The 25510-nt window shown below is 62.9% G+C and carries 21 protein-coding genes and 5 tRNA genes; 12 read left to right on the top strand and 14 right to left on the bottom strand.

The annotated features are described in order from the left end of the window. Nucleotides 1-32: 32 nt before the first annotated feature. The 11 genes from NH396_RS08345 to NH396_RS08295 form a co-directional block, all read right to left on the bottom strand. On the bottom strand, nt 33-1316 hold the full coding sequence (locus NH396_RS08345) for a YeaH/YhbH family protein (RefSeq protein WP_107335619.1): 1284 nt from the start codon (nt 1314-1316) through the stop codon (nt 33-35). A 97-nt stretch (nt 1317-1413) separates the two neighbouring features. After that, complete coding sequence (locus tag NH396_RS08340; protein WP_175089999.1) at nt 1414-3336, bottom strand: PrkA family serine protein kinase; 1923 nt, start codon at nt 3334-3336, stop codon at nt 1414-1416. Between the two features lie 693 nt (nt 3337-4029). Continuing rightward, nucleotides 4030-5115, bottom strand: coding sequence for a low specificity L-threonine aldolase (locus NH396_RS08335; protein ID WP_253062925.1), 1086 nt, complete (start codon nt 5113-5115; stop codon nt 4030-4032). A gap of 199 nt (nt 5116-5314) precedes the next feature. Then, on the bottom strand, nt 5315-6388 hold the full coding sequence (locus NH396_RS08330) for a pyridoxal-phosphate dependent enzyme (protein WP_253062923.1): 1074 nt from the start codon (nt 6386-6388) through the stop codon (nt 5315-5317). A 203-nt stretch (nt 6389-6591) separates the two neighbouring features. Beyond that, entirely contained in the window at nt 6592-8619 is a 2028-nt protein-coding gene (locus tag NH396_RS08325; protein ID WP_253062921.1) for an NADPH-dependent 2,4-dienoyl-CoA reductase, read from the bottom strand. 470 nt (nt 8620-9089) lie between these two features. Continuing rightward, a tRNA-Asp gene (locus NH396_RS08320) sits at nt 9090-9166 on the bottom strand. 4 nt (nt 9167-9170) lie between these two features. Then, nucleotides 9171-9247, bottom strand: a tRNA-Val gene (locus NH396_RS08315). Nucleotides 9248-9296: 49 nt separating this feature from the next. Further along, a tRNA-Asp gene (locus NH396_RS08310) sits at nt 9297-9373 on the bottom strand. 41 nt (nt 9374-9414) lie between these two features. Continuing rightward, nucleotides 9415-9491, bottom strand: a tRNA-Asp gene (locus NH396_RS08305). Between the two features lie 78 nt (nt 9492-9569). Next, nucleotides 9570-9645 (bottom strand) — tRNA-Val (locus NH396_RS08300). A gap of 216 nt (nt 9646-9861) precedes the next feature. Beyond that, the gene (locus NH396_RS08295) at nt 9862-10728 is read right to left on the bottom strand and encodes an alpha/beta family hydrolase (RefSeq protein ID WP_253062919.1); all 867 of its coding nucleotides are present in this window, start codon (nt 10726-10728) and stop codon (nt 9862-9864) included. A gap of 322 nt (nt 10729-11050) precedes the next feature. Here NH396_RS08295 and NH396_RS08290 point away from each other — a divergent pair, with 322 nt between their 5' ends. From NH396_RS08290 to fnr, 4 genes are all read left to right on the top strand, one after another. Beyond that, complete coding sequence (locus NH396_RS08290) at nt 11051-12541, top strand: cbb3-type cytochrome c oxidase subunit I (RefSeq protein WP_253062917.1); 1491 nt, start codon at nt 11051-11053, stop codon at nt 12539-12541. Continuing rightward, nucleotides 12538-13155, top strand: a complete 618-nt coding sequence (locus tag NH396_RS08285) for a cbb3-type cytochrome c oxidase subunit II (RefSeq protein WP_253062915.1) — start codon at nt 12538-12540, stop codon at nt 13153-13155. The genes NH396_RS08290 and NH396_RS08285 overlap by 4 nt, the downstream gene beginning before the upstream one ends. A 22-nt stretch (nt 13156-13177) precedes the next feature. Then, complete coding sequence (locus NH396_RS08280) at nt 13178-13447, top strand: hypothetical protein (RefSeq protein ID WP_176676031.1); 270 nt, start codon at nt 13178-13180, stop codon at nt 13445-13447. Between the two features lie 369 nt (nt 13448-13816). Then, nucleotides 13817-14566, top strand: a complete 750-nt coding sequence (fnr, locus tag NH396_RS08275; RefSeq protein ID WP_253062913.1) for a fumarate/nitrate reduction transcriptional regulator Fnr — start codon at nt 13817-13819, stop codon at nt 14564-14566. 213 nt (nt 14567-14779) lie between these two features. Here the strand turns inward: fnr and NH396_RS08270 are convergent, their stop codons facing one another. Further along, complete coding sequence (locus NH396_RS08270) at nt 14780-17278, bottom strand: fatty acid cis/trans isomerase (protein ID WP_253062911.1); 2499 nt, start codon at nt 17276-17278, stop codon at nt 14780-14782. Between the two features lie 270 nt (nt 17279-17548). Between NH396_RS08270 and NH396_RS08265 the strand changes: the two genes are divergently transcribed. The 8 genes from NH396_RS08265 to NH396_RS08230 all read left to right on the top strand — a co-directional run bounded on the left by NH396_RS08265 (nt 17549) and on the right by NH396_RS08230 (nt 24143). Next, nucleotides 17549-17815 (top strand): hypothetical protein, encoded by a 267-nt coding sequence (locus NH396_RS08265; protein ID WP_253062909.1) that lies wholly within the window; start codon nt 17549-17551, stop codon nt 17813-17815. 164 nt (nt 17816-17979) lie between these two features. Further along, nucleotides 17980-18939, top strand: a complete 960-nt coding sequence (locus NH396_RS08260; protein WP_253062907.1) for a DUF692 domain-containing protein — start codon at nt 17980-17982, stop codon at nt 18937-18939. Beyond that, nucleotides 18936-19772: a DNA-binding domain-containing protein gene (locus NH396_RS08255; RefSeq protein WP_253062905.1), complete on the top strand. Its 837-nt coding sequence runs from the start codon at nt 18936-18938 to the stop codon at nt 19770-19772. The genes NH396_RS08260 and NH396_RS08255 overlap by 4 nt, the downstream gene beginning before the upstream one ends. 227 nt (nt 19773-19999) lie before the next feature. After that, nucleotides 20000-20821, top strand: coding sequence for a pseudouridine synthase (locus NH396_RS08250; protein WP_253063169.1), 822 nt, complete (start codon nt 20000-20002; stop codon nt 20819-20821). 230 nt (nt 20822-21051) lie between these two features. Continuing rightward, complete coding sequence (gene tcdA / locus NH396_RS08245) at nt 21052-21945, top strand: tRNA cyclic N6-threonylcarbamoyladenosine(37) synthase TcdA (protein ID WP_175090077.1); 894 nt, start codon at nt 21052-21054, stop codon at nt 21943-21945. A gap of 80 nt (nt 21946-22025) precedes the next feature. Beyond that, nucleotides 22026-22283, top strand: coding sequence for a DUF1653 domain-containing protein (locus tag NH396_RS08240; RefSeq protein WP_225996526.1), 258 nt, complete (start codon nt 22026-22028; stop codon nt 22281-22283). 216 nt (nt 22284-22499) lie between these two features. Further along, a complete protein-coding gene (gene purE, locus NH396_RS08235; protein WP_043333193.1) occupies nt 22500-23018 on the top strand; it encodes a 5-(carboxyamino)imidazole ribonucleotide mutase in 519 nt (172 codons plus the stop codon). Between the two features lie 3 nt (nt 23019-23021). Further along, complete coding sequence (locus tag NH396_RS08230; RefSeq protein WP_253062903.1) at nt 23022-24143, top strand: 5-(carboxyamino)imidazole ribonucleotide synthase; 1122 nt, start codon at nt 23022-23024, stop codon at nt 24141-24143. Between the two features lie 109 nt (nt 24144-24252). On the opposite strand, the gene bfr is transcribed toward NH396_RS08230, so the two are convergent. After that, nucleotides 24253-24732, bottom strand: coding sequence for a bacterioferritin (bfr, locus tag NH396_RS08225; protein ID WP_131431198.1), 480 nt, complete (start codon nt 24730-24732; stop codon nt 24253-24255). Between the two features lie 398 nt (nt 24733-25130). Then, nucleotides 25131-25334, bottom strand: a complete 204-nt coding sequence (locus NH396_RS08220) for a bacterioferritin-associated ferredoxin (protein ID WP_176676025.1) — start codon at nt 25332-25334, stop codon at nt 25131-25133. Nucleotides 25335-25510: the final 176 nt, after the last annotated feature.

Genomic DNA, 25510 nt, shown 5'->3' with positions numbered 1-25510 from the left:
GGCGTGACTGCCGGGCACGTCGCATGATGTGATCAGGCGCTGATGCGGCGCTTGAACAGCTCGCGGAATACCGGGTAGATGTCGCCTGCCTCGACAATCTGCTGCATGGCAAAACGTTCCGGAAATTCCGCCTCGACCCGCTCGTATTCCTCCCATAGCGCCTGATGGGCATGCGGCGTGATCTCCACATAGGCGTAATACTGCAGGCGCGGCATCAGCTTCTTGATCATCAGTTCGCGACAATTGGTGGAATCGTCGTCCCAGTTGTCGCCATCCGAGGCTTGCGCCACGTAGAGATTCCACTCGCCGGCCGGGTAGCGCGATTCGATCACCTCATCGAGCAGCGTGAGGGCACTGGACACGATGGTGCCGCCGGTCTCGCGGGAGTAGAAGAACTCCTCCTCATCGACTTCCTTGGCAGCGGTGTGATGACGGATGAAGACCAGCTCGACCTTCTCGTAGTTGCGCTCCAGGAACAGATACAGCAACAGGAAGAAACGCTTGCCGATGTCCTTGTGCGCCTGGGTCATCGACCCCGAGACATCCATCACGCAGAACATCACCGCCTTGTTGGACGGCATCGGCTGATTGATGAGGTGGTTGTAGCGCAGATCATAGGTATCGAGGAACGGCACCGCCTTGAGGCGCGCCTCGAGCCGCTCGATTTCCGCCTTGAGCTCACTGATGCGCACCTTGTTGCGCAGCACCGGGTCCTTGCGCTCCTCCTGCTCCAGCGCTTCGACAGCCTCCTTCAGCGCTCGCTTGATCGGGGAACGCATCGCGATGCGCCGCGCCTGTGCCGAGCGCATCGAGCGAACGATGTTGATACGTGCCGGTGTGCCGTCACGCGCAATCCCCGCGCGCACTGGGCGCACCTCTTCCATGTCCGCGATCTGCTTGCGCTCCAGATGCGGCAGTTCCAGTCCGTCGAAGACGAACTCGAGAAATTCCTCACGCGACAGGGTGAAGGCAAAGTCGTCTTCCCCTTCGCCCTGATTGGAGGCCTGGCCTTCGCCACTGCCACCTCCCCCACCACCACCGCCGGGCCGGCGCATGCGGTCCCCTTCGACAAATTCCTTGTTGCCGGGATTGATCACACGCCGCTTGCCGCCCTGCCCGTGCTGGAAGACCGGCTCGGAAATGTCACGCGTCGGGATGGAGACTTCCTCACCGCGCTCCATGTCGGTGATGGAGCGCCGATTGACGGCATCCTCCACCGCCCGCTTGATATGACTGCGATAGCGCCGAATGAAGCGCTGTCGATTCACTGCACTCTTGTTGCGTGCATTGCTGCGTCGATCAATGAAATAACTCATTCGCCCTCCTTGCCGGCCCCGCCCTCAGCGGATGGCCGGATGGCAAGTGCCGGCGGCAATCGTGCCCGCCGGCAGGCCTGTCGTCAGTCGGCAGGGCTTACTGCGACTTGCGTACGCGCAGGTACCATTCGGACAACAGGCGCACCTGCTTCTCGGTGTAGCCGCGATCCACCATGCGCGCCACGAAGTCCTCGTGCTTGCGCTGGTCGGATGCCGAGGCCTTGGCATTGAAGGAGATGACCGGCAGCAGCTCCTCGGTATTGGCGAACATCTTCTTCTCGATCACCGCACGCAGCTTCTCGTAGGACTGCCAGCTCGGGTTGGTACCGTTGTTCTGCGCCCGTGCGCGCAGCACGAAGTTGACCACCTCGTGACGGAAATCCTTCGGGTTGGAGATGCCCGCGGGCTTCTCGATCTTCTCCAGTTCCTCGTTGAGTGACTGACGGTCCAGCAGTTCACCGGTCTCGGGATCGCGATACTCCTGCTCCTGGATCCAGAAGTCGGCATAGGTCACATAGCGATCGAAGATGTTCTGCCCATACTCGGAATAGGACTCGAGATAGGCGGTCTGGATCTCCTTGCCGATGAAGTCGACGTAGCGGGGTGCCAGGTATTCCTTGATATAGCGCAGGTAGCGCTCATGGGTTTCCTTGGGCAGCTGCTCCTGATCGAGGCGCTGCTCCAGCACGTAGAGCAGATGGACCGGATTGGCCGCGACCTCACTGGCATCGAAGTTGAAGACCTTGGAGAGAATCTTGAAGGCAAAGCGTGTCGAGAGCCCATCCATCCCCTCGTCAACACCGGCGCTGTCGCGGTATTCCTGGATCGATTTGGCGCGCGGATCGGTATCCTTGAGGTTCTCGCCGTCATAGATGCGCATCTTCGAGTAGACGCTGGAATTCTCCGGCTCACGCAGACGCGACAGCACGATGAACTGGGACAGCATGCGCAGCGTATCCGGGGCACAGGGCGCCTGATTCAGCGACGAATGCTCCAGCAGCTTGGCGTAGATCTTGACCTCCTCGGAGGCGCGCAGGCAGTAAGGCACCTTGACGATATAGACGCGATCAAGGAAGGCCTCGTTGTTGCGGTTGTTGCGAAATGCCTGCCACTCGCTCTCGTTGGAGTGCGCCAGCACCACGCCATCGAAGGGAATCGCGCCCATGCCTTCCGTCGGGTTGTAATTGCCCTCCTGGGTCGCGGTCAGCAGCGGGTGCAGCACCTTGATCGGCGCCTTGAACATCTCGACGAATTCCATCAGCCCCTGGTTGGCCTTGCACAGCCCGCCGGAGAAGCTGTAGGCATCCGGGTCGTCCTGGGCATAGAGCTCCAGCTGACGGATATCGACCTTGCCGACCAGCGCAGAGATGTCCTGGTTGTTGTCATCACCCGGCTCGGTCTTGGAGATACCGATCTGATTGAGGCGCGAGGGGTAGAGCTTGACCACGCGAAATTTGCTGATATCTCCGCCATATTCCTTGAGCCGCTTGGCGGCCCACGGCGACATTGCACTGCGCATGCAGCGCCGAGGAATGCCGTACTCCTTCTCGATCAGCTCACCATCTTCCTCCGGCGAGAACAGCCCCAGCGGAGACTCGAATACCGGCGAGCCCTTGATGGCATAGAAGGGGATCTGCTCCATCAGCAGCTTGAGGCGCTCCGCCAGAGACGACTTGCCGCCGCCCACCGGGCCGAGCAGATACAGGATCTGCTTGCGCTCCTCCAGTCCCTGCGCCGCATGCCGGAAGTAGGAAACGATCTGCTCGATCGCCTCTTCCATGCCATAGAACTCGGCAAAGCTTGGATAGCGGCGGATCAGCTTGTTGGAAAAGATACGGGAAAGACTGGGGTCCTTGGCGGTATCGATGACCTCCGGTTCACCGATGGCCGCCAGCATACGCTCGGCAGCGCTGGCGTAGGCAGTAGCGTCCTGCCGGCACAACTCCAGGTACTCCTGGAGACTCATCTCTTCTTGCTGAATCCGCTCGTAGCGGCTCTGCACGTGATCGAAGATACTCATGGAAGCCTCCTTGTCGCGACATCAGTCGCTGGGACCATCGCCGAGCCTACTCATGCATGACAGCGGAATCTTACGCCTGCAAAGCCTGGATGGCGTTCGCAGGACGACTGCCTCGGCGTGTTTATCAGCATAGGTCGATATAGGGTGCCGGTGTCCAATACAGTGAATGAAAGCATTCAACGAACTTTCCGCCAGCGCAGCCAGTTCTGCCAGCCATCACAGGATCTACGGCAACCAGAGGGTCAGCAGACACTACGATTGCGCCTGAATCCCCCTGACAACACGTTGAAGAAAGAAGCAGGAACACGACCAATGTCTCTGCTGCCGCGGGTACTCCCTCCACCTCATGTTGCACCGCAGCACACCCTGAGCATAGGAAGAGAATGACGGTTGACGCCAGTCACTCGCACGCCCAGACGACACTGCATACCAGCCAGTCGAGCAAGAATGATCGCGTCCACACCTCTCACCCGACCACCCCCGCCGCTCTTCACACAGCCTCCTGCTTCGTCGCAAAGACCATGAAGACAACGACTGGCGACGAAGTGGCTACCAACCTGATCAGACTATTGCCTCAGTCACGCATGACGTTGACCAGACCGGACAACAAGCCACAAAAAAATCCCCATCGCCGGGGCGATGGGGATCTCGAGGGAGGCGCTCACGCCTTGGGGACTGCCTGAGTCAAGAGACTCACAGCACGTCGCGAATATCCTTGAGCAAGGCGTCGAGCAACTCGGTGGTGGTGTTCCAGGAGCAGACGAAGCGCGCGCCGCCCGCACCGATGAAGGTATAGAAGGTCCAGCCACGCTCACGCAGTGCTACCAGCACATGCTCGGGGAAGCTGGCGAACACGCTGTTGGCCTCGCTGGGGAACAGCAGCTCGATGCCCTCCAGCGCCTCGAGTCGCTCGGCCAGATACTGCGCCATGCCGTTTGCATGACGGGCGTTGTTCAGCCAGACATCATTTTCCAGCAGCCCCATCCAGGGCGCCGCGATGAAGCGCATCTTGGAGGCCAGCTGACCGGCCTGCTTGCAGCGATAATCGAAATCGCGTGCCAGCTTGCGATCGAAGAAGATCACCGCCTCTCCCATGGCCAGACCATTCTTGGTGCCGGAGAAGCACAGCACGTCCACGCCCGCCTTCCAGGTCAGCTCAGCGGGCGAGACATTCAGCGCGGCGCAGGCATTGGCGAAACGGGCGCCATCCATATGGATCTGAAGGTCATGACGGTCCGCCACTTCACGAATCGCCTGCAGCTCTTCCAGGCTGTAGACGGTGCCGACCTCGGTGCACTGGGTCAGGGAGATCACCCGCGGACGCGGATAGTGGATATCGCTGCGCTTGGTGACCAGCTGCTCGATGCCTTCCGGCGTCAGCTTGCCGTTGGGGCCCGGCGCGTTGAGCAACTTGGAACCGTTGGAGAAGAACTCCGGCCCACCGCATTCATCGGTCTCGATATGGGCCAGTTCGTGGCAGATGACACTGTGGTAGGACTGGCACAGATGGGCCAGCGACAGGGAGTTGGCGGCGGTGCCATTGAAGACGAAGAACACCTCGCACTCGGTCTCGAACAGCTGACGGAAGCTGTCGGTGACCTGCTGCGTCCAGCGGTCATTGCCGTAGGCGAGATCGTCATCACGATTGGCCTGCATCATGTACGCCATCGCCTCGGGACAGATACCGGACGTGTTGTCACTGGCCAGAAAGCGTGAAGTGCACGCTTCATCGGCAGCAGAGGTCGCAGCGGGGGTCGGGGCAATGGCGTCAGTCGTCATGGGAATTTCCAGAGCGGGACAGGGGATCACCCTGTCCGGTGAAACAGACACGGCTCCCGGATGGCAGGAGCCGCTGCAGAAACTCCATCATAACAGCGCTGCACGTCGCCGCCAGTGGCAGGTGAAGGCTGCACGCAAGCCACCGGATGGTGCCTCACAGGAGGGGACGAGCCAGATGACACTCACCCCGGCAGCACCCTCAGATGGCCTGCAACGCCGGATAGCCTCGTCGCCCCTGCAAGCCCCCGCTGTGCAGCACGCGAATGCGCGTACCGCGTGCGATCAGACCATTGGCCAGATGGTGCGCCAGCGCCGCAAACAGTTTGGCGGTGTAGACCGGCTCCACCGCAACGCCGGTCTCAGCCTCGAAGCGCTGAATGAACTGGATCAACCAGTCAGGCGCCTTGGCAAAGCCGCCGGCCTGCGCGCCCAGCCACAGCCCCCACTCCGGCGTCTTCTGCTGGCTGCCGCCACTCTCCGCCAGCAGGCGACGCACACGATGGTAGAGCTGATCGCCATGATTCATGGTCGGCACCCCGATGACCCGCAGCCCATCGCGCTCGCCCAGCGCGCTCAGCACCCCGGCAAGCGTCGTGCCGCTGCCACAGGCCAGCAGTACCAGCTGCGGCGCAGACTCGCCGGGCACCGGCTCGGCCAACGCCTGGGCCAACGGTGCCAGCCCGGCGACACCCTCCACGCAACCGCCACCCTCGGGAATCCATACTCCCTCGCCATGGCGCCTGGCAAAATCAGGCTGGTCGCGCTGCCGGTACTCGGCTCGCGAGACGAAACTCAAGCGCATGCCATTGTCACGTGCATCGGCGAGCGTGGGCGTCAGCGGCGCTTCGGGGTGCCCGCGCACCAGGCCATGCGTCTCGATACCCAATCTGGCACCCGCCGCCGCCAATGCATGCAGATGGTTCGACCACCCCCCTCCACAGCTGATGATGCCCCGCTTCTCGCTCAACGCCCTGGCCAGCGGCAGGCGCAACTTCCAGGCCTTGTTACCGGAAATCTCGCTATCCAGCGTGTCAGCGCGCAGGCACTCGACGATCACACCGGCCTCATCGGCCAGCGGCCACGCCAGGCGCTCGACCGCTGGCGGCGTGAACAGATCCAGCAGGCTGTCCAGTGTCTCGGCTACCGGCGGGGAGGCGGCCAGCAATGATGAAGCCCGAGCGCCCTCCCTCTGCGACGACAAAGGGCTGTCCTCGGCGTCCGGCATCAGAGCCTCAGCGGTGGCATGGCGTGAGGCGGTGGCGTGCGGTGACATGAGCAGATCCCATCGTGGCGGCAAGGCAGTAATCAGAGCGCATCGAGCCGCTGGCGCGGCGCCTGAGGCAAACTCTGAAGACGACAAAGCCACCACGGAGGCACATGCAACAAAGGCACGGCGTCCGCGATGGCTTCCATCAGTCTAGGCAGTGGTCAGGCTCAGCTCAACGCTGAATATCCCCATGCGTGATCGCGGTCAACTCAAAGGGCTGCGGCCGCCATGGTGCCCTGCGCGATCGCGCGCTTGGCATCCAGCTCTGCCGCCCTGTCGGCGCCACCGACGATATGCAGCTCCACCCCCGCCGCCTCCAGAGGCGCCTTGAGCTCCAGCACCGAATCCTGCCCGGCGCACAGCACGATGCTATCCAGCGCCAGATGCTGCTCTTCGCCATTGAGGCTGACGGTCAGGCCTTCGCTGTCGATCGAGCGATACTCACAGCCGGCGACCATCTTGACGCCACGCTGCTTGAGGGTCGCGCGATGCACCCAGCCAGTGGTCTTGCCCAACCCCTTGCCGGGCTTGGAGGTCTTGCGCTGCAGCAGCCACACCTCACGTGGCGCCTGCGGTATCACGGGCGCCTTGAGGCCGCCAGGCGTGCTGACCGAGAGATCTACCCCCCACTCCTCGCACCAAAGCTCACCATCCAGCGAGGGCGACGGCTCGACGTGGGTCATCAGCTCCGCGACATCGAAGCCGATCCCGCCAGCCCCGATCAACGCCACGCGACGCCCGACCCGCTCCGGTGCGCTGATCGCCTCGGCATAGCTGAGCACCTGCCCCCGCTCGATACCGGCTTCGACACCCTCGATATCCGGCGTCCTCGCCTTCACGCCCGAGGCCAGAATCACGGCATCGAATTCCGCCAGCATCTCGGCGGTGGCGCGGGTATTGAGACGCACCTCGACCCCACAACGCACCAGCTTCTCGTTGAAGTAACGCAGTGTCTCGTCGAACTCTTCCTTGCCGGGAATGCGGCGTGCGAAATTGAACTGCCCCCCCACCTCGGACTGCGCCTCGAACAGCACCACCTCGTGGCCACGCTCGGCCGCCGTCACGGCGGCAGACAAGCCGGCAGGCCCTGCGCCCACCACTGCTACACGGCGCTCATGTCGCGCGGGTTCGATCACCATCTCGGTTTCATGACAGGCGCGCGGATTGACCAGGCAAGAGGTCAGCTTCATCTGGAAGGTGTGATCGAGACACGCCTGATTGCAGGCGATGCAGGTATTGATGATGGCAGCATCGTCCGCCATGGCCTTGCTGACCCATTGAGGATCCGCCAGGAACGGCCGCGCCATCGACACCATGTCGGCATGGCCCTCGGCCAGCACCGACTCGGCAACCTCGGGCATGTTGATGCGATTGGTGGTGATCAGCGGCAGACTGAGTTCCTGCTTCATGCGCTGGGTCAGCCCGGTGAAGACAGCGCGCGGCACGCTGGTGACGATGGTCGGCACACGCGCCTCATGCCAGCCGATGCCGGTATTGATCAGGCTCGCCCCCGCCGCCTCGATGGCCTTGCCGAGCGCGACCACTTCCTCCCAGGTGCTGCCCTCGTCGACCAGATCCAGCATCGAGAGGCGATAGATGATCAGGAAGTCCTCACCCAGCGCGGCACGAATACCGGCGACGATCTCCACCGCCAGGCGGATGCGATTCTCGAAGCTGCCACCGTACTCATCCTCGCGCTGATTGGTGCGCCGACAGATGAACTGGTTGATGAAATAGCCTTCTGAGCCCATCACCTCGACGCCGTCATAGCCGGCCTCGCGTGCCAGGCTGGCGCAGCGCACGTAGTCGGCGATCTGCTCCTTGACCTCTGAGGTGCTCAGCGCGCGTGGCGTGAAGGGGTTGATCGGCGCCTGAATCGCCGAGGGCGCGACCTGATCCGGTGAGTAAGCATAACGCCCCGCATGAAGGATCTGCAGACAGATGCGCCCATCCTCGGCGTGCACCGCCTCGGTGACCTCGCGATGGTGCTCCGCCTCCTCCGGGGTGGTCAGCTTCGCGGCCCCCTGCATGACAACCCCTTCCGCGTTCGGCGCGATACCGCCCGTGACGATCAGCGCCACACCGTGGCGTGCACGCTCACGATAGAACGCCGCCAGGCGCGCGAAGCCATTGGGAGTCTCCTCAAGCCCCGTGTGCATCGAGCCCATCAGCACACGGTTCTTGAGCGTGATATGGCCCAACGTCAGCGGACGGAAGATATTCGGATAGGCAGTCATTGCGGTCTCTCCTTGGCTGTCTCGAGCACCTCGGACAATCATTGTTGTATCGCGCCGCCGCCATTCTCATCAGCAACACTCATGAATCATGGTCATCAGCAGGAGGCTGTCAGGACATCAACGGCTGAGGATAGATGGCAAACGGTCGTATGAAACGAGTGATCCTAGTGTAGAGCATCGCGCCATGGGCTCAATACTCCCAAAGGCCACATCGCGAATGAGACCAGTAATGACGGCAGCGAGAGGAAAACCGTGCAGGATACCCGTCAACGGGGAAAGGGGAGCGTCGCGATGTGCACCGAGAAGGCCGACAAGCCGGGACAGGGCCAGGTCGAGACGTAGAGAGGTAAGAACGGGAGACAAGAACGGGAGACAAGCGAGGCTGGATCAGTACTGAAGACTTTCCGACAGCCAGAAACGCAAAAACCCGAGCTCGAAAGCTCAGGTTTCACGAATTCTTGTAGATCGAATGGCGGACCGGACGGGACTCGAACCCGCGACCTCCGGCGTGACAGGCCGGCATTCTAACCAACTGAACTACCGGTCCGCATTGGTGGGTGATACTGGATTCGAACCAGTGACCCCAAGCATGTGAAGCTTGTGCTCTAACCAACTGAGCTAATCACCCAACACAAACGATCTTTGCTGCAAGCAGCGGTGATATCTCGCGATTCTGATGGCGGACCGGACGGGACTCGAACCCGCGACCTCCGGCGTGACAGGCCGGCATTCTAACCAACTGAACTACCGGTCCACTTCAGAACAACTCAACATCGGGCGCATGACAAACGAGAATGGCGGACCGGACGGGACTCGAACCCGCGACCTCCGGCGTGACAGGCCGGCATTCTAACCAACTGAACTACCGGTCCACGACAAACGCTTGCTTCTGCTAACGAACCAGGCCATTTAATCAAGTAACGCTTTGAAAAGCAATGACTTTTTTCAAATGGTGGGTGGTACTGGGTTCGAACCAGTGACCCCCAGCTTGTAAGGCTGGTGCTCTACCAACTGAGCTAACCACCCCTGTCTCGTTGGCGCTGCATTCTACGGAATCCGGCCCATGAGTCAATACTTTTTTTACGCGCAATTTCAGCAATCGTCCGCGACAGAGTATTGATAAGACAGGACTTTCCCGCTGCATCTCGCCTGCAGGCCAGTAAACATCAGCGTTGCGTCATCATTCTGACATGCCGCTGTCGCCATCGAAGGCCTGGGTAATGCCCCGCAAATAATGATGATTCACTGCCGCTTTCCGCCCAATGCCGGGTGATGGGCCAAGGCCTGTGCTGCACGCGAAATCAGTCCTTCACGCGTCTCGCCACTCACTTTTCGTGGTTTGAAATCATGTTCGCCATCATTCAGCCAATGCAAGGTGAGGCTTTCCGGCAACGGATATGCCGTCACTTCCTCTCGAGTGCCGAAGGGATCGCGGCTGCCCTGACAGATCACACCCGCCATCGGGATAGCCGGCAGATGGTCGATGCGCAACTTGTCGGGCTTGCCCGTGGGATGGAAGGGATAGCCCAGCGCGTACCACCCGACCGGCAACGGCGCATGCGCCATATGGGCCAATTCCACCAACAGATGGGAGGCCACACGACTGCCCATCGACTTGCCGCCGACCAGCCAGGGCAGAGATCGCAAGGAGTCGACGTCTGCCACACACGCCATCAGCGCCTGACACCAGCGCGCCATCTCCTCGATCAGCCTGGGCAGCCGGGGTGGCGGTCGGCGGCGGCTTTCGCAGCGCATCCTGACGAGATAGCTGAAATCGAATGCCAGCCATGCCATGTCATGCGCCAGGCAGGCAGCAGCGAACCGTTGATGGAAGTCGGTCTCACGCCCGGCACCGGCACCATGGGCATGCAACAGCAGGGCACGCTCAGGACGCCCATGGATCTCAAGCGGGCCCAGTTCCGCCAACCAGCCTCGCCACGGCCCTCGCGCTGTCAGCGCGTCGTGGGACATGGTCTGGCGAGCAGCAAGCTCCGAGGCGACGTCGGCCAGGCTGGCGACACGAAAGCCTTCCTCGGCGTAGGGGCTGGGGACCTCAGCCGTATTGGACGCATTGGCATCTTCGTCCGATGATGAAGTGACGGCGGGCAAGCGAAATTCTCCTGTTGATCTCGTACGGCTCGCGCCAGACAACGCTGGAACCGATGAGGGGTAAACGCTGCATTCCAGCGCGAGGGATGGCCTGTCAGTCGGTCATGGTCGCGCGTGATATCGCTCAGCGCCAGCTCTGCCGCCCTGAACAGTGGCGTCGGTGATATGGCCGCTCCCGCAGCGCCGCTTCCAGCACCGTCACCACCAGCACTGCGCTTTCGCCCACTGCCGACGAGGTCGTGATATGCGTACAGCTCTTGAGGCTTCGGCCTGCCAATCCCGCGTGAACCATCATCATCACGCAAGCCATGATTTCGCTCGCATGGCCGTCATCTGGGGCCTGCTCAGCCTCTGTCTGGCCGTATGGCTCAACCTCATCTGGCTATGGCCCTCGCTGGGGCCGGAAGTGGCCTGGCTGAGCTACGGCCGCCTCGCCCCCTTGCAGCACCACCTGCTGCTCTACGGTCTGGGCGGCTCGGCAGTGATCGCCGGTGGTTACTCCATCGCCATGCACAGCGTCCTGCAACGCGAATCACGCACGGACGCCGAGACGGCGATACCGGATATCGCACTGCCCCCTTTCACGCTCAAGCTGATGCAGTTCACCTTCCTCGGCTGGCAGGCCGTGGTCGCGCTCGGCGCACTGGCGATTGTCGCAGGCTACTCCTCGGGCCAGTACATGGCCGAAGCCCCCTGGCTCGTCGATCTGCTGATGACCCTCGTCTGGTTGGCCGTGGCGTGGGTCTTCTTCACGGTATTGGAACAGCGCACGCTGCGCCGCCTGCCGGTGGCCTGCTGGTACTTCATCGCCGGCCTGATGCTGGTGTTGATGCAGCATGTTCTGATCTCCCTCAGCGTGCCGATCGGTCTGCTGGAATCGATACCGCTCTTTACGGGCAGCCTCGAGGCACTGATTCAGCGCTGGCAGGCCGGGCCACTCCCCGGCGGCATGTTCGCATTCGGCCTCATTGCCTTGCTCCATCACATGGTGATGAGCCGCTCGCGGCGGCCGCTCCACTCGCATCGGCTGGCAACCACCAGCTTCTGGATGCTGGTGCTGCTGGTGACATGGGGAGGTGCTCCGCTGCTGTTCGCGAGCGCCCTGCCGGCCTGGAGCCAGACGCTGGGCATGGCGATGGGCCTCCTGCTACTGGCGCCGGGGCTGGCACTCAGCCTCAATGGCCTGATGACACTCAAGGAGGATTGGCACTCAGTGCGCCGGGATCCGCTGATCTGCCTGCTGGCGGCAGCTCTGATCAGCTTCGCCCTTGCGGTTCTTGAATACAGCCTGCTGTCATTGCCGACCCTCAATGCCCTGACCTTCAGTGCCGCCAACAGCCTGTCGCCGGCAGCAAGCCTGGGGGTGGTCGCGACAGTCGCCATCGTGATGGCCTATCACCTGCTGCCCCCGATGCGCTCCCTCGCGCTGCTCAAGACCCATGCCCTGCTGGCCATCATCGGCACCCTGCTGTGCATTGCCGCCAGCTGGGCCACCACGCTGCTTCAAGGCAGCATGTGGCATGTGCTGGCAGATGACGGCAGACCGCTATACACCCTGAGCGAGGTGCTGGCAGCGGCCCGCATGCCGATGATGATTTCGTTGGGCGGGCTCGTCTGCTGGGCGCTCGGCATGCTGCTGATGCTCCTCAACGTGATGCACACCCTGGCTGTCCACAAGAGCGAACGGCAAGCCGCTCATGAGCGCCAGCTCCCGAATTTCGGCTCGCGGAAGACATCATCACAGCCTGCCATGCCTCCTGCATCCCCCTCGGCCACGCCCCCTGCCACATCCTCGGGAGGGCACTACGCATGAGACATGTCCTGCTCGAACGTCACGCCGGCCTGATGACGGCACTATGCCTGCTCACCATGAGCCTCGGCGCCCTCGCCCAGCTGGTGCCGCTTGGAGCTCACCCCAGCCTCTCCAGCGCGCCCGAAGACCTCAAACCGCTGAGCGCCCTGGCACTGGAGGGGCAGCGCATCTATCAACGCGAGGGCTGTCAGCAGTGCCACACACGCATGGTGCGCGATCTACCGGGCGACACGGCGCGCCACGGCGATGCGACGACCACCCGGGCACGCTTCTACGACCGCCCTTCGCTGTGGGGCGTCGAGCGCTGGGGGACGGATTTGAGCCAGCTGCCTGCGCAGCATGACGATGCCTGGCAGCGCCTGCATCTGCATGACCCGCGCAGTCAGGTGCCGGACTCAGCGATGCCTGCCTACCCGTGGCTGTTCGAGCGGGCGTTGAGCGGCGAAGGTATCGCGGCACGCATGCGAGCCCTGCAAGGCCTGGGCGTACCCTACGCGGAAGACGAGATTCTTGCCGCCCCCAATGACGTGCGTGGCACTGCCGAAATCACGGCTCTGCTCGCCTACCTGCAGCAGGCCGCCCCTGCGAGGGACACCGCCAGCCGTGGCCCATGACAGCCCCCTCAGGAGACACGACATGAATCTGCTGGAGACAACTGGCCTCCCCCTGTTCTGGAATCTCTGGGTGCTGGCCCTCACGCTGGGCAGCCTGGTGTTGTTCGCCATGCTGGCACTGGGCAGTCTTTCGCGCGCTGACAGCAACGAGCGCGAAGGCGATGGCCCCATGCAGGAACATCGCATCAACGGCGTACGTCAGCCTGACACACCAGCGCCACGTGCCTGGGGCATTCTGGCACTGGCGACGCTGGCTGCCGCGCTGATCCTGCTGCTCGGCGCAGCTGGCTGAGCCCAGATGGCCAGCGACTGATGACCAGCGACTGATGACTGAGCGCTGGCCACTGCATACTGACTCACACCTTCAGCTGAGGCAGGTCGTCGCGGTATGGTCACACGGGGCCAACCAGGCCTAAAGTTCACACACCTTGCAACGCCCATGGGTTGGGCAGGATAATGAATTAATAAAATCTAATATTATGGCGTCACGGAATTGCGCTGCCTCGGCCGATGAGCGCTCAGACCCTGGCCGCTCGATACACTGCGGCTCAGCAGGGCAGCGGCGGGCGACAAGGCCCCGCCCCACCATTCGTTGCGCCCGAAAGACCCCTCCCGCTGCCCTGCCCCAGGGGTAGCGGTGACATTCCTCAGGAGAGTCACCATGACGGCCAATGCACAGGCATCACACCGCTTGCGCGCCCATGAAGCCCGCTGCCAGACCTGTTCGCTGAGTTCACTGTGCCTGCCACTGGCACTGAACATGGAAGATATCGACCAGTTTGACGCCATCATCCGCCGTCGCGCGCCACTCAGAAAAGGGGAAGTCCTCTTCACCCAGGGCGATGCCTTCGATTGCGTCTTCACGGTGCGCTCCGGAAGTCTCAAGCAGGTCACCAATGAAAACAGCGGTATGGAGCAGCTGACCGGCTTCTACCTGCCCAGCGAGCTGGCCGGACTCGATGCCATCGACAGCAATTGCTATCCCGGCACCGCGGTGGCTCTGGAGACCACCACCGTCTGCGAGATTCCCTTCGACCGACTCAATGCGCTCTCGGAGCAGATGCCTGAGCTGAGAACCCAGCTGTTCAAGAGCCTGAGCAAGGAATTGCACGAAGATCGCCGCATGATGATGCTGCTGTCGCGCAAGACAGCCGATGAGCGGCTGGCGAGCTTCCTGGTCAACCTGTCACAGCGCTTCCGTCGCCGAGGCTATTCGCCATACAGCTTCCGCCTCTCGATGGCGCGCGCCGATATCGGCAACTATCTGGGACTGGCCGTCGAAACCATCAGCCGCATCCTGACCCGCTTCCAGACCCAGGGGCTGGTCGACATTCGTGCCCGCGAGGTGCATATCCTGCATCTGGATGGCCTGATCGAGCTGGCCGAGGGCGAGTGTCAGGGCGGTCGCTGATGACGCCTGCTGACAGCACATCACGCGGTGCGACACTGCGCTGATCTACCGCAGGACGCCATGTCGGCACCACACAAGTCAGAAGCCCGCCACGCAATTTGCGTGGCGGGCTTCTGCTTTCCGTCAGGCCAGTCGTCAGTCATCGAAACAGTCCGACAACCCAGACAGTCCTGACGACAGAGCGTGCTTCGGCCGCTCAAGCCCCGCTGGCAATCAGCGGTTCTCGAGGCGGTTATAGTCCAGCAGACCCGCTTCGACAGGGCGATCAGCATAGTTGGTGCGCAGCACGCTGTCGGAGAACTCCCAGAAGCGCGGGTCAGTCCGGCGCACCCCGATATCGGCCTGCAGGGCGCGGTAGTCCTCTTCGCTCTCGAGTGCCGCCACCCGCTCTGCCAGCCCCGTCAGAGTGTCAGGCGTCAATCGCCAGAAGGCATTCGGGTAATCGCCCGCCACGCCCCGCAAGACATCGAGAGTGTCTTCCTCAGGACGGCGATTTTCCTCCTCATCGAAGAGGCTGGTGATGTTGGCGTGGGCGGAATTGCGCAGCACGCTGTAAAGGCGCGGCGAGTCATCAGTGCCATCCTCCAGCGCGACGATCGTCACCTCCGGCATCAGGCTGGCCGAGACTCCCTGCACCGCAGCGAGGGCCTGCAACTCATGTCGCACGTGCTCATCCACGACATTGTTCAGACTGCGCTCATGACCGAGTTCCGGCGCGAGGCGCTCCTGCATGCGCCGCATCAGGCCAAGGCGGGCCTGCTCCGGCGACGAGAGCTCCTGCGGTGTCCAGACAATGTCACTGGGGGCATCGAACTGCGGCGGCTTCTTGAACAGCAGCCCCCCAAGCCCCGGGTCGACATCACGATACCAGCTGTCATGTACCGCCTGGCGCTCCCCCGCCGGCAACAGTGCCAACAGATTGTTCTCGCCTTCCATGCGCAGGAAGTCCATATACAGCCGCGTGATCAGCTGATGTCCCAGGTTGCCGTAGACATCGAAGCCAGCGACCAACAGATAGTGGATACGTTCCAGCATCGGGTAGTCGATGATCCAGCCGGTCTTGGGCACACCGCCGACCAGCCCCTTCATCACCGCAGCATTGTCGAAGTGGCGATAGATGGTCAGCGCCGCGTTGGGGTTGCGCCCCTGGCCGGGGCCCTCGTCCCAGCCGCTGCCGTCCCACATCACCCGCGTATCCAGGCGCAGGTCGCCATCCAGATAGGCTTGTGACATCAGACGCTGCTTGGCCTTGAGGTAGGCGGCCTGCTTGCTTTCGAACTTGACCCAGGAGCTGATCGGCAACGCATTGCTGCTCTGCTCGGCGGGCAGACTGAGATTCTCCCCTTCCTCGGCCAGGGTGCGCTCCACTTCCGGGTGACTGAACATCTTCGGGTCCGTGAAGCCGACCCAGAAGTGATCATTGATCACATCCACCGCGACCTGCCCGCGACAGACCGGCCCCTTGATGAAGCCCATGATGGTGTTCTGCGACTCATCCAGCATGAAGCGATAGCGTGATTCGGCCGGGATGGCCTCGAAGGTCAGGAAAGGATTCGAGGCCGTCTTGAGGTCGTAATCCGGCAGGTCATCCACCGGGTAATCCGGGGTCAGGAACAGCGCCTGCCAGCGCTTGAAGCGCGCATCATTCAGCGCATAGGGCAGATGATTCTTGGCCAGGATCGTCGCGCGCTCCTGCCACAGACGGTAATAGACCCGCGGACGCCCGGCGTCATCGTGGGGCATGCTCGCGCGCTCATCGGCGGTGTAGGCGGCGTAGGGTGGGTCGTAGGGACGGCGCGTGGAGATGCGCTTGATCGGCTCGCCCGGCGGGGTGCTGGAACGCACCAGCTTGAAGAAGATCGGCCGTCCGTCCGCGCCCTTGATGCCCGGGAAATACACATGGCTCAGGAAGAGATGCTCGTAGATATAGCGATTCATCAGGCGTTGCTTGAGGCTGTCGCCATTGAAGAAGCGCTCGGCCTGCTCGATGTGCGGCATCAGCGCCTGGGGCAGCGGTGCCGGGCCCGTCATCGCGCCACCCTTGGCCAGCCAGTTCACCAGCGTGCGGTGCTCTTCATCGCTGACCTGTGGCAGGGCGTAGGGCATGCCCCAGTCAGGATGGTCTTCGGCGAACTTGTCGTATCCCTCGACGGGGGCACACACCTGACTGCGATTGAGCGACAGGTCGAAGCGGTCTTCCGGCAGCAGGCCATCTTCCGTCACCGGCAGCGGCGCCTTGCGCTTCTGGCTGAGCGCACGGAACAGCACACTGCCCTCCAGATTGGCGGCCGGAGAGTCGAAGCGCTCATTGAGCACCGGCGAGAAGTCCATGCTGCGCCACTGCTCGGTGGTGTCCGCATCTTCGAACATCCGGGTCAGATTGGCCGCCAGCAGGCGCGTGCCATCGTAGACCGGCGCCGGATTCATGCCGCGATCGATCCCGGCCGCCGATGACATCTTGAGCTGACAGGGAGCGTCGTAGCAGCCATGACAGACCACGCAGCGCGTCTCGATCACCGGCTTGACCTCATCCTCCCACTGACGTCCGGCAACAGTGTCCCGCGACACCACCCGCTCACGCGGTGACGCGGGGCCGAAACGCTCATCGAGCTGATGAATCGCGACGGCACTGCAGCCCCCCAACAGTAGAACGAGCACGATGCTCCAGCGCCAGCGCGGTATGCGCCACAGGCGTCGAAGTAGGTCCGGCATGGGGAACTCCAGCAAGAGAAAGGGATATCGGCAATCAGGCAGATGATAGCGAAAGCGTACCATAAGCAGGCTCACGAACTCGCCAGGACTGCCTTTCCAAGCATAGTGAACAATGATGTCAGATTTTTTCTGGCGCCTGCGCATCCAACCTTGTTTTGACGGCGTATGACGTCATGACCCGCCTGAACGAGCTGTCTGACGCTAGCGGGTACCACGATGTTCCTGATCCATAATTCAAAAAATACGGGCCCTGCCCGATAGGAAGCCATCATGACCATGAAGAAGACCGTTACTGCCGCTACCTTCGCTGCCGCTGCCGCCGCGCTGTTCTCCACTGCCGCTCTGACCTCACTGCCGGTGCACGCCGGTGACAATGCCGTGAAGTGCTCCGGCATCAACTCCTGCAAGGGCACCTCCGAATGCGCGACTGCCAACAGCGCCTGCAAGGGTCACAACGCCTGCAAGGGCCAAGGCTGGTCGTACACTGCCAGCGCTGAATCCTGTGTCGGCGAAGGGGGTACTGTCATCGAGGGCTGATCCTCAGGCACGCACAGGCGTCTGCCCTGGCAGGCGCCTGTGGCGAATTCCCGACGGGAGGACGGCACACCGTTCTCCCGTTTCCGGTTGTGACTTCAGGCTCGCGCCGAAGCCATTCAGCCCAACTGCTTCGCGATCCGCCCCGTCGAGAAGAGGATTCCCGCATGACGACAGCTGTCACCGCTCGCCTGCCTACCCCCGCCAGCGCCGGTATCGGGCAAGGGCTGGGTCTGCGCCCCGAGTACTACCACGAGATTCTGACGACGCTGCCGGATATTGACTGGTTCGAGGCCATCAGCGAGAACTACATGGGCTTCGGCACAAGCGAATCCGGTGGCGTGAGGGGAGGCGGATTGAGCGCCGGTGGCAAGCCACTTCATCATCTCGAGCGAGTCCGCGAACACTACCCCATCGCCTTGCATGGCGTCTCGCTATCCATCGGCGGCAGCCATCCCATCGATAGCCGCTACCTGCGCGAGCTGCGTGCACTCTGCGAGCGGATCGAACCGCTGTGGGTCTCCGACCACCTGTGCTGGACGCGTACCGGCGCGCATCAGTTCCATGACCTGCTGCCGCTGCCCTATACCGATGCCACCATCGATCATCTGGCCGAACGCATCGATCAGGTCCAGAACGCGCTCGGCCGTCAGTTATTGCTGGAAAACGTCTCCAGCTACCTGACCTGGCGCCCTGACGAGATGAGCGAATGGGAGTTTCTGGCCGAGGTCAGCCGCCGTGCCGACTGCCTGATCCTGCTTGACCTGAACAACGTCATCGTCTCGAGCCACAATCATGGCTTCGACCCGCTGACCTATCTGGACGCCATGCCGGCAGAGCGTGTCTGGCAGCATCATCTGGCCGGGCATATCCGGCAGGAAGTCTCGGGCGGCGAGCTGTGCATCGACACCCATGACCAGCCCGTCCCGGACGCCGTGTGGACGCTGTATGACGCCGCGCGGAAGCGCTTCGGCGATGTCGCCACCATGATCGAGCGCGACGACAACTTCCCGCCGTGGTCGGAATTGATGCAGGAGTATGCCGAGTTGCGCCGCCGCAGTGGTCGTCCGCTGGCGGATGCCGCGCACAAGGACCAGACGGCAGACCACGGAGGGCTGCGCGCATGACGCAAGCGAGCCCCGCAGGCGGTGCTGATCGCAGCGCCTTGGCGCAGCTGCAGGAGACCACGGGCGCCTACCTCGCGACACCTAGCCCTGACACCCGCAGCGCGGCGGCCGAGTCCGTCATCAGTGATCAGCTTGCCAGTGCCGAGGAGCGCCTCGACATCTACGCGATGGCCTATCGACTGCGGCTCTTCGAGGTCTTCGGCGGAGATTTCGAGGCCGTTCACACCCTGATCGGCGATGACGCCTTCGGGCTGCTGTGTCGTGACTACCTCGCGGCCCACCCGCCGAGTCATTATTCGATTCGCTGGGCAGGCCAGCATTTCCCGGCCTTCGTCGCGGCGCGCGAACCCGAGCGCTCTCTGGTCACCGAGATGGCCGCCTTTGAATGGGCATTGGGGCTGGCACTGGATGTGGTGGACAGCACTCCGCTGAGTGCAGAGGCCCTGCAGACACTGGCCCCCGAGGAGTGGCCGGAGCTGACCCTGGCAGCGCATCCGTCACTGCAGCGCTTCATGTTCCATTTCGATACGCCGGCCATCTGGAAGGCCATCGACAACGATGAGCCGCCTCGCGCGCCGGTCGAGTCCGACACGCCTACGCCCTGGATCGTCTGGCGCCAACCCACCGCTGGCGCGCCCGAGGTGCACTATCGCTCTCTCGATGCACTGGAAGACCTGGCTCTCGGCACCATCCTCGCAGCCGGAGACAAGGGCCTGAGCTTCGGCCGGCTCGGTGAGCTGCTGACGCCGCAGGTGGGGGCAGAACAAGCCCCGGGCGTGGCGATCAACCTGCTGGTGCAGTGGCTCGCCGACGGTTTGCTGATCAGGCCCTGACATAGGCAACCGCGCGCCCGACGCCACGCCGGACATGACAGCCAGCGACGAAAGCCGGACAATACACGCCGACCCTCATTGTGATGGTCGGCTTTCGTCTTCCTGCTGCCGTGATGCCCATGTCCTCTTCTCCTGATGCTCCGTACTCCGACGCGCCGACGGCGCCTCAGACACCTGCGCCGATGACGGACGCCACGCCCACGCCTCTCGAGGCCGAGTCTGCTGAGATGACCGAGCCTGTTGAGCTGACTGAATCCGCCAAGCCACTCGACATCCTGTTCCAGGATGAGGTGCTGGTGGTGGCTCACAAGCCATCGGGCCTGCTGGTGCACCGCAGCCCCATCGACAAGCACGAGACCGAGTTTCTGCTTCAGCGCCTGCGCGACCAGATCGGCCAGCATGTCTTCCCCGTGCATCGCCTCGATCGTCCGACATCAGGGCTGATGGTGTTCGGCCTCTCGCCCCAGGCGGCGCGCAAGCTGAGCACCGCCTTCGAGGAGCAGCAGGTCAGCAAGCGCTATCTGGCGATCGTGCGCGGCGTCGCGCCCGAGCAACAACGCCTCGATTACGGTCTGCGCAAGGAAGACGGCAAGCTGCCCAAGGCCGAGATGCCAGAGCAGGAAGCCATCACCGACACGCGCCGCCTAGCACAGGTCGAGCTGCCCATCGCCATCGATCGCTATCCGCAGTCGCGCTTCTCGCTGGTCGAGGCCCGTCCGCTGACCGGCCGCCGCCATCAGATTCGCCGTCACCTGTCACGCCGTGGCTACCCGATCATCGGCGATGCCAAGCATGGCAAGGGCAATTACAATCGCTACTTCGCCACGACACTGGAATGCCCGCGCCTGCTGCTGGCAGCTGTCGGGCTCGAGCTTCCCCATCCCGAGGGCGGCTGGCTGAGCCTGTCGTGCCCGCCAGAAGGTGCCTACGCGGCAGTGATGGAGCGCTTCGGCTGGCTGGGCCATCTGCCCGAACGCTACGCTGAACACCTGGCAGAGCGCCCGAGCAGACATTGGCTCGATGCGACCGACGGCGTCCTGGCTGACTGAGCGTGCCCCTGCCGATTGCCACCCGTTCCCCCGAGATTCGCGAGCTGCGCATGACCACCTCTTCCGACACCCCGGACTCGACCGACATGAGCCCAGAACAGCAGAGCTCTGAAAGCAAAAGTTCTGAAAACAAAAGCTCTGAAAACAAAAGCTCTGAAGAACAGAGCCCTGACCGCAAGCCCTCAGGCGAGCCGTCGACCCACGACAGCACGCCCTCCGCCAGCGAACGGATGCTGGAGAGCTTCTTTGCGGCCGGCGCTGCCAGCCAGGCCCCTGCAGAAGACGACTACGACTTCCGCTTCGGCGGCATCCGTCGCCTCTACGGTGCCAGCGCCTTCGCCCACTTCCGCCACGCGCATGTCGCGGTGATCGGTGTCGGCGGCGTCGGCAGCTGGAGCGCCGAGGCACTGGCTCGCTCCGGCATCGGCGAGATGACGCTGATCGATCTCGATGATGTCTGCGTCTCCAACGTCAATCGTCAGCTGCATGCGCTGGATGGCCAGATCGGCCGTCCCAAGGTCGAGGTGCTGGCCGAGCGCTGCCAGCTGATCGCGCCGCAGATGAAGATCCACGCCATCTCAGCCTTCGTCACGCCGGACAATCTCGCCGAGCTGATCCACGACGACCTCGATCACGTCATCGACGCCATCGACAGCGTGCCTGCCAAGACGGCGCTGATCGCCTGGTGCAAGCGGCGCAAGCTGGGCCTGACCGTGACGGGCGGCGCCGGTGGCCAGCTCGACCCGACGCGCATCCAGATCGGTGATCTTGCCCGCACCGAGCAGGACCCGCTGCTGGCACGCGTTCGCTCACTGCTGCGTCGCGACTACAATTTCAGCCGCAACCTGAAGCGCCGATTCGATGTCGAGTGCGTCTATTCCGACGAGCAGCTGACCTACCCCGGCGCCGACGGCGAGGTGTGTGCCACCAAGCCCGGCGACAGCGCCACACGCCTGGATTGCGCCGGCGGCTTCGGTGCGGCCACCTTCGTCACCGGCAGCTTCGGCTTCACCGCCGCTGCCCGCGCGCTGGCGCGCATCGCACGCCGCGGTGCCAAGGCCACGCCTGCCGCCGATGACACCTCTGTGGCTGATGACGCCCAGGCGCCGAATGCTGCCGACTGATACGCCTGCTTCTCGCTGTTGGCTTCACTGCTTCTTGCTTCTTGCTTCTTGCTTCTTGCTTCACCCTCAAGGAAATCGCCATGACTGACCTGCCCGCCATGCCGCCGCTGCCGGAAAATCGTCCCGTGCCGGGTCTCTACCGCCACTACAAGGGCGCGCAGTACGAAGTTATCGGCACCAGTCGCCACAGCGAGACCGAAGAGCTGCTGGTGGTCTATCGTGCCTTGTATGGTGAATGCGGGCTGTGGGTGCGCCCGCTGAGCATGTTCATGGAGAACGTCGAGATCCAGGGCGAGCCGGTGCCACGCTTCGCGCTGGTCTCGGCGTGGTCCTGCTGATCCACGGGCGCACCCACATCCTGACCGTCCAGACAGGTACATGCCGCCTGTCGGTCGCGGTGCTATACTGCGCCGCTTGTTTTTCCAGACATACGCATTGAGCCGCTTGCGGGCATGATCTGCCCACACGGCTCGGCCACGCCCACACAGCGCATTGCCCGGCACTTCTGGCAGGCACTGTGAGCTGGTTCATACCACGTCAAGAGCGGAGGAAGCATGAGCGCACTGGTTGGTGTCATCATGGGATCAAAATCGGATTGGGCGACCATGTGCCATACGGTCGAAACCCTGGAAGCGCTGGGGATCGAACACGAGGTCAAGGTCGTCTCTGCCCATCGCACGCCCGACCTGCTGTTCGACTATGCCGATACCGCTGCCGAGCGTGGCCTTGAGGTCATCATCGCCGGTGCCGGCGGCGCGGCGCATCTGCCGGGCATGTGTGCCGCCAAGACCTGGCTGCCGGTGCTGGGCGTGCCGGTGCAGTCCAGCATGCTGTCAGGTGTCGATTCCCTGCTCTCCATCGTGCAGATGCCCGCCGGCATCCCCACCGGCACACTGGCCATCGGCCGCGCCGGTGCCGTGAATGCCGCGCTGCTGGCCGCCAGCCAGCTGGCCAACAAGTACCCGGCCATCCGCACCGCACTGATCAACTTCCGTGCCGAGCAGACCGACCGTGTGCTCGACAATCCGGACCCGCGCCCCGACGCACCCAGCCTGTCCCACGGAGGCGAGTAAGCCATGAGCCAGCCGTTCCGCTTCGGTATCGTCGGCGGCGGTCAGCTGGGCCGCATGTTGGCTCAGGCCGGCGCCGCCCTGAATGCCCGCTTCACCTTCCTTGATCCTTCGGATTCGCCCTGCGGTCGCGTCCACGGCCATCACCTCTGCGCCGATTGGCAGGATGATGCTGCCCTGACGCAGCTGGTAGCGGCGTCTGACGCCGTCACCTTCGAGTTCGAGAACGTGCCGGCGGACTCCGTCGCGCGTCTGGCGGCCGAGCGCCCGACCTTCCCGCCGGCTGGCGCCCTGGATACCGCGCGTGACCGCTGGAGCGAGAAGTCGCTGTTCATGCGTCTGGGCATCGAGGTGCCGCCGCTGGCGCTGGTCGACAGCCAGGCGGATCTTGAAGCGGGCGTCGCGACCATCGGTCTGCCCGCCGTGCTCAAGACACGCACGCTGGGCTATGACGGCAAGGGCCAGAAGGTACTGCGCGAGATGGCAGACGTCGCCGACACCTTCGCTGAACTCGGCAGCGTGCCGCTGATCCTGGAAGGCTTCATCGCCTTCGATCACGAAGTCTCGGTGATCGCGGTACGTGGTCGTGATGGCGAGACACGCGCCTGGCCGCTGTCGCGCAATGAACATCGCAGCGGCATCCTGCACTGCTCCACGCCGCTCGACTCCCACGGCATGCAGGCCGAAGCCGAGGCGGCGGCCTTCAAGGTGATGCACGAACTCGACTACGTCGGCGTGATGGCCTTCGAGTTCTTCGTCGTCAAGAACGCCGATGGCAGCGAGCGCCTGCTGGCCAACGAGATCGCCCCGCGTGTGCACAACTCGGGTCACTGGAGCATCGAAGGCGCCGTCACCAGCCAGTTCGAGAATCACCTGCGTGCCGTCGCCGGCATGCCGCTGGGCGAGACCGCACTGCTCACGCCCTGCGCGATGCTCAATATCATCGGCCGCATGCCGGAACGTGACGCCGTGCTCGCCATCCCCGGCGCGCGCCTGCACGACTACGGCAAGGCACCGCGCGCGGGACGCAAGATCGGCCACATCACGGTGCTGGCTGGCGACAAGGAGAGCCTCGACGCACGCCTCGCGGCTGCCGAAGCGCTGCTGGTCAATGAACTGGGCAAGTAAGCCGGTTCTGCACCACTGAAGATTTGCACAGCCCAAGACAAGACGCCCCCGCTGCCATCGGCAGCGGGGGCGTTTTCGTTTCGCCACGACTCAGCGAGCCGCCACGGAATCAGTCGATCTCGTGGTGGATCTGCTTCTGCAGGTAGAGTTCGATGCCGACCTTCTCGATCAGACCCAGCTCGGTCTCCAGATGATCGATATGCTCTTCCTCGTCGTCGAGGATCTTGCGGAACAGATCACGCGAGGTGTAATCGCGAATCTGTTCGGCGTAGGCGATCGCTTCCTTCAGATCGCCATGTGCCTGGTGCTCCAGCGCCAGATCGCACTCGAGCATTTCCTTGGTGTTCTCGCCGATGCGCAGCTTGCCGAGGTCCTGCAGGTTGGGCAGACCTTCCAGGAACAGGATGCGCTCGATCAGGGTATCGGCGTGACGCATCTCTTCGATGGACTCGTCGTATTCCCACTTGGCCAGGCGCTTGAGGCCCCAGTCCTTGTACATGCGTGCATGCAGGAAGTACTGATTGATGGCGACCAGTTCGTTGGCCAGTATGGTGTTGAGATGCTCGATGATCTTGGGATCGCCTTTCATGTCGCCATTCCTCTCTTGTCAGGGTTGCTGCTGCGTCAGGTTCTCTACTGCGCCTGATGACGGCATGCATCAGCCGCAGCGCGGGCACATCAGGCGCGCCCTCTCGGTCAGGTGTAGCAAGTATGGCGCAAAAACATGATTTTTTCGAGACATGGCAACAAGTTATCGACTTTTAGGCGCAAATGGGAAAGATTGGTATCCGCGTTGTCATGTGGCGGCCGATACCGGCTTGCCTGGCGCCCATGCGAAAACGCCCGCCACCCGGTCTTGAGACCAGATGGCGGGCGTCAGGGACGCGAGTCCTTGCCGGGACTCGACGAGAACGGATCACGCAGTAGTGGCCAGCGTGGTGACTGAGGTGTCAGTCGCCGGCAAGCGAGCCTCGGCTCAAGCCTGCGTCACACCGCGTAGGCAAGATCCTCTGTCGGCATCATTTCACGCGCGACCGCTTCGCGAGTGATGGTCTTGGCCATGCAGGCACATTTGCCGCACTGGGTCGCGCATCCGGTCTGCTCACGGACTTCGCGGAAGCTGCGCGCTCCCTGTTCCACGACTTCGCGGATCTTGTGGTCTGACACACCTTTGCACAGACAGACGTACATGGCTCACCTCGCTCACTTCAAGTGAGACAAATGTAAATGATTCGCAGAAACATGCGCAACACCTGACTGCAAAAAATTCTCATTCACAAGTTATATCAAATACTTAGCGAGGCGATTTCGGGTCGGTTTACGGTTGCGGAACACACGATGTCATAAGCAGGCCACATCAGCCTCAC

The sequence above is a fragment of the Cobetia sp. Dlab-2-AX genome (genome assembly GCF_024124625.1).
Taxonomy (GTDB): Bacteria; Pseudomonadota; Gammaproteobacteria; order Pseudomonadales; family Halomonadaceae; genus Cobetia.
Note: the sequence above shows the minus strand (reverse complement) of the source record. Positions and strands in the feature narration are given on the sequence as shown.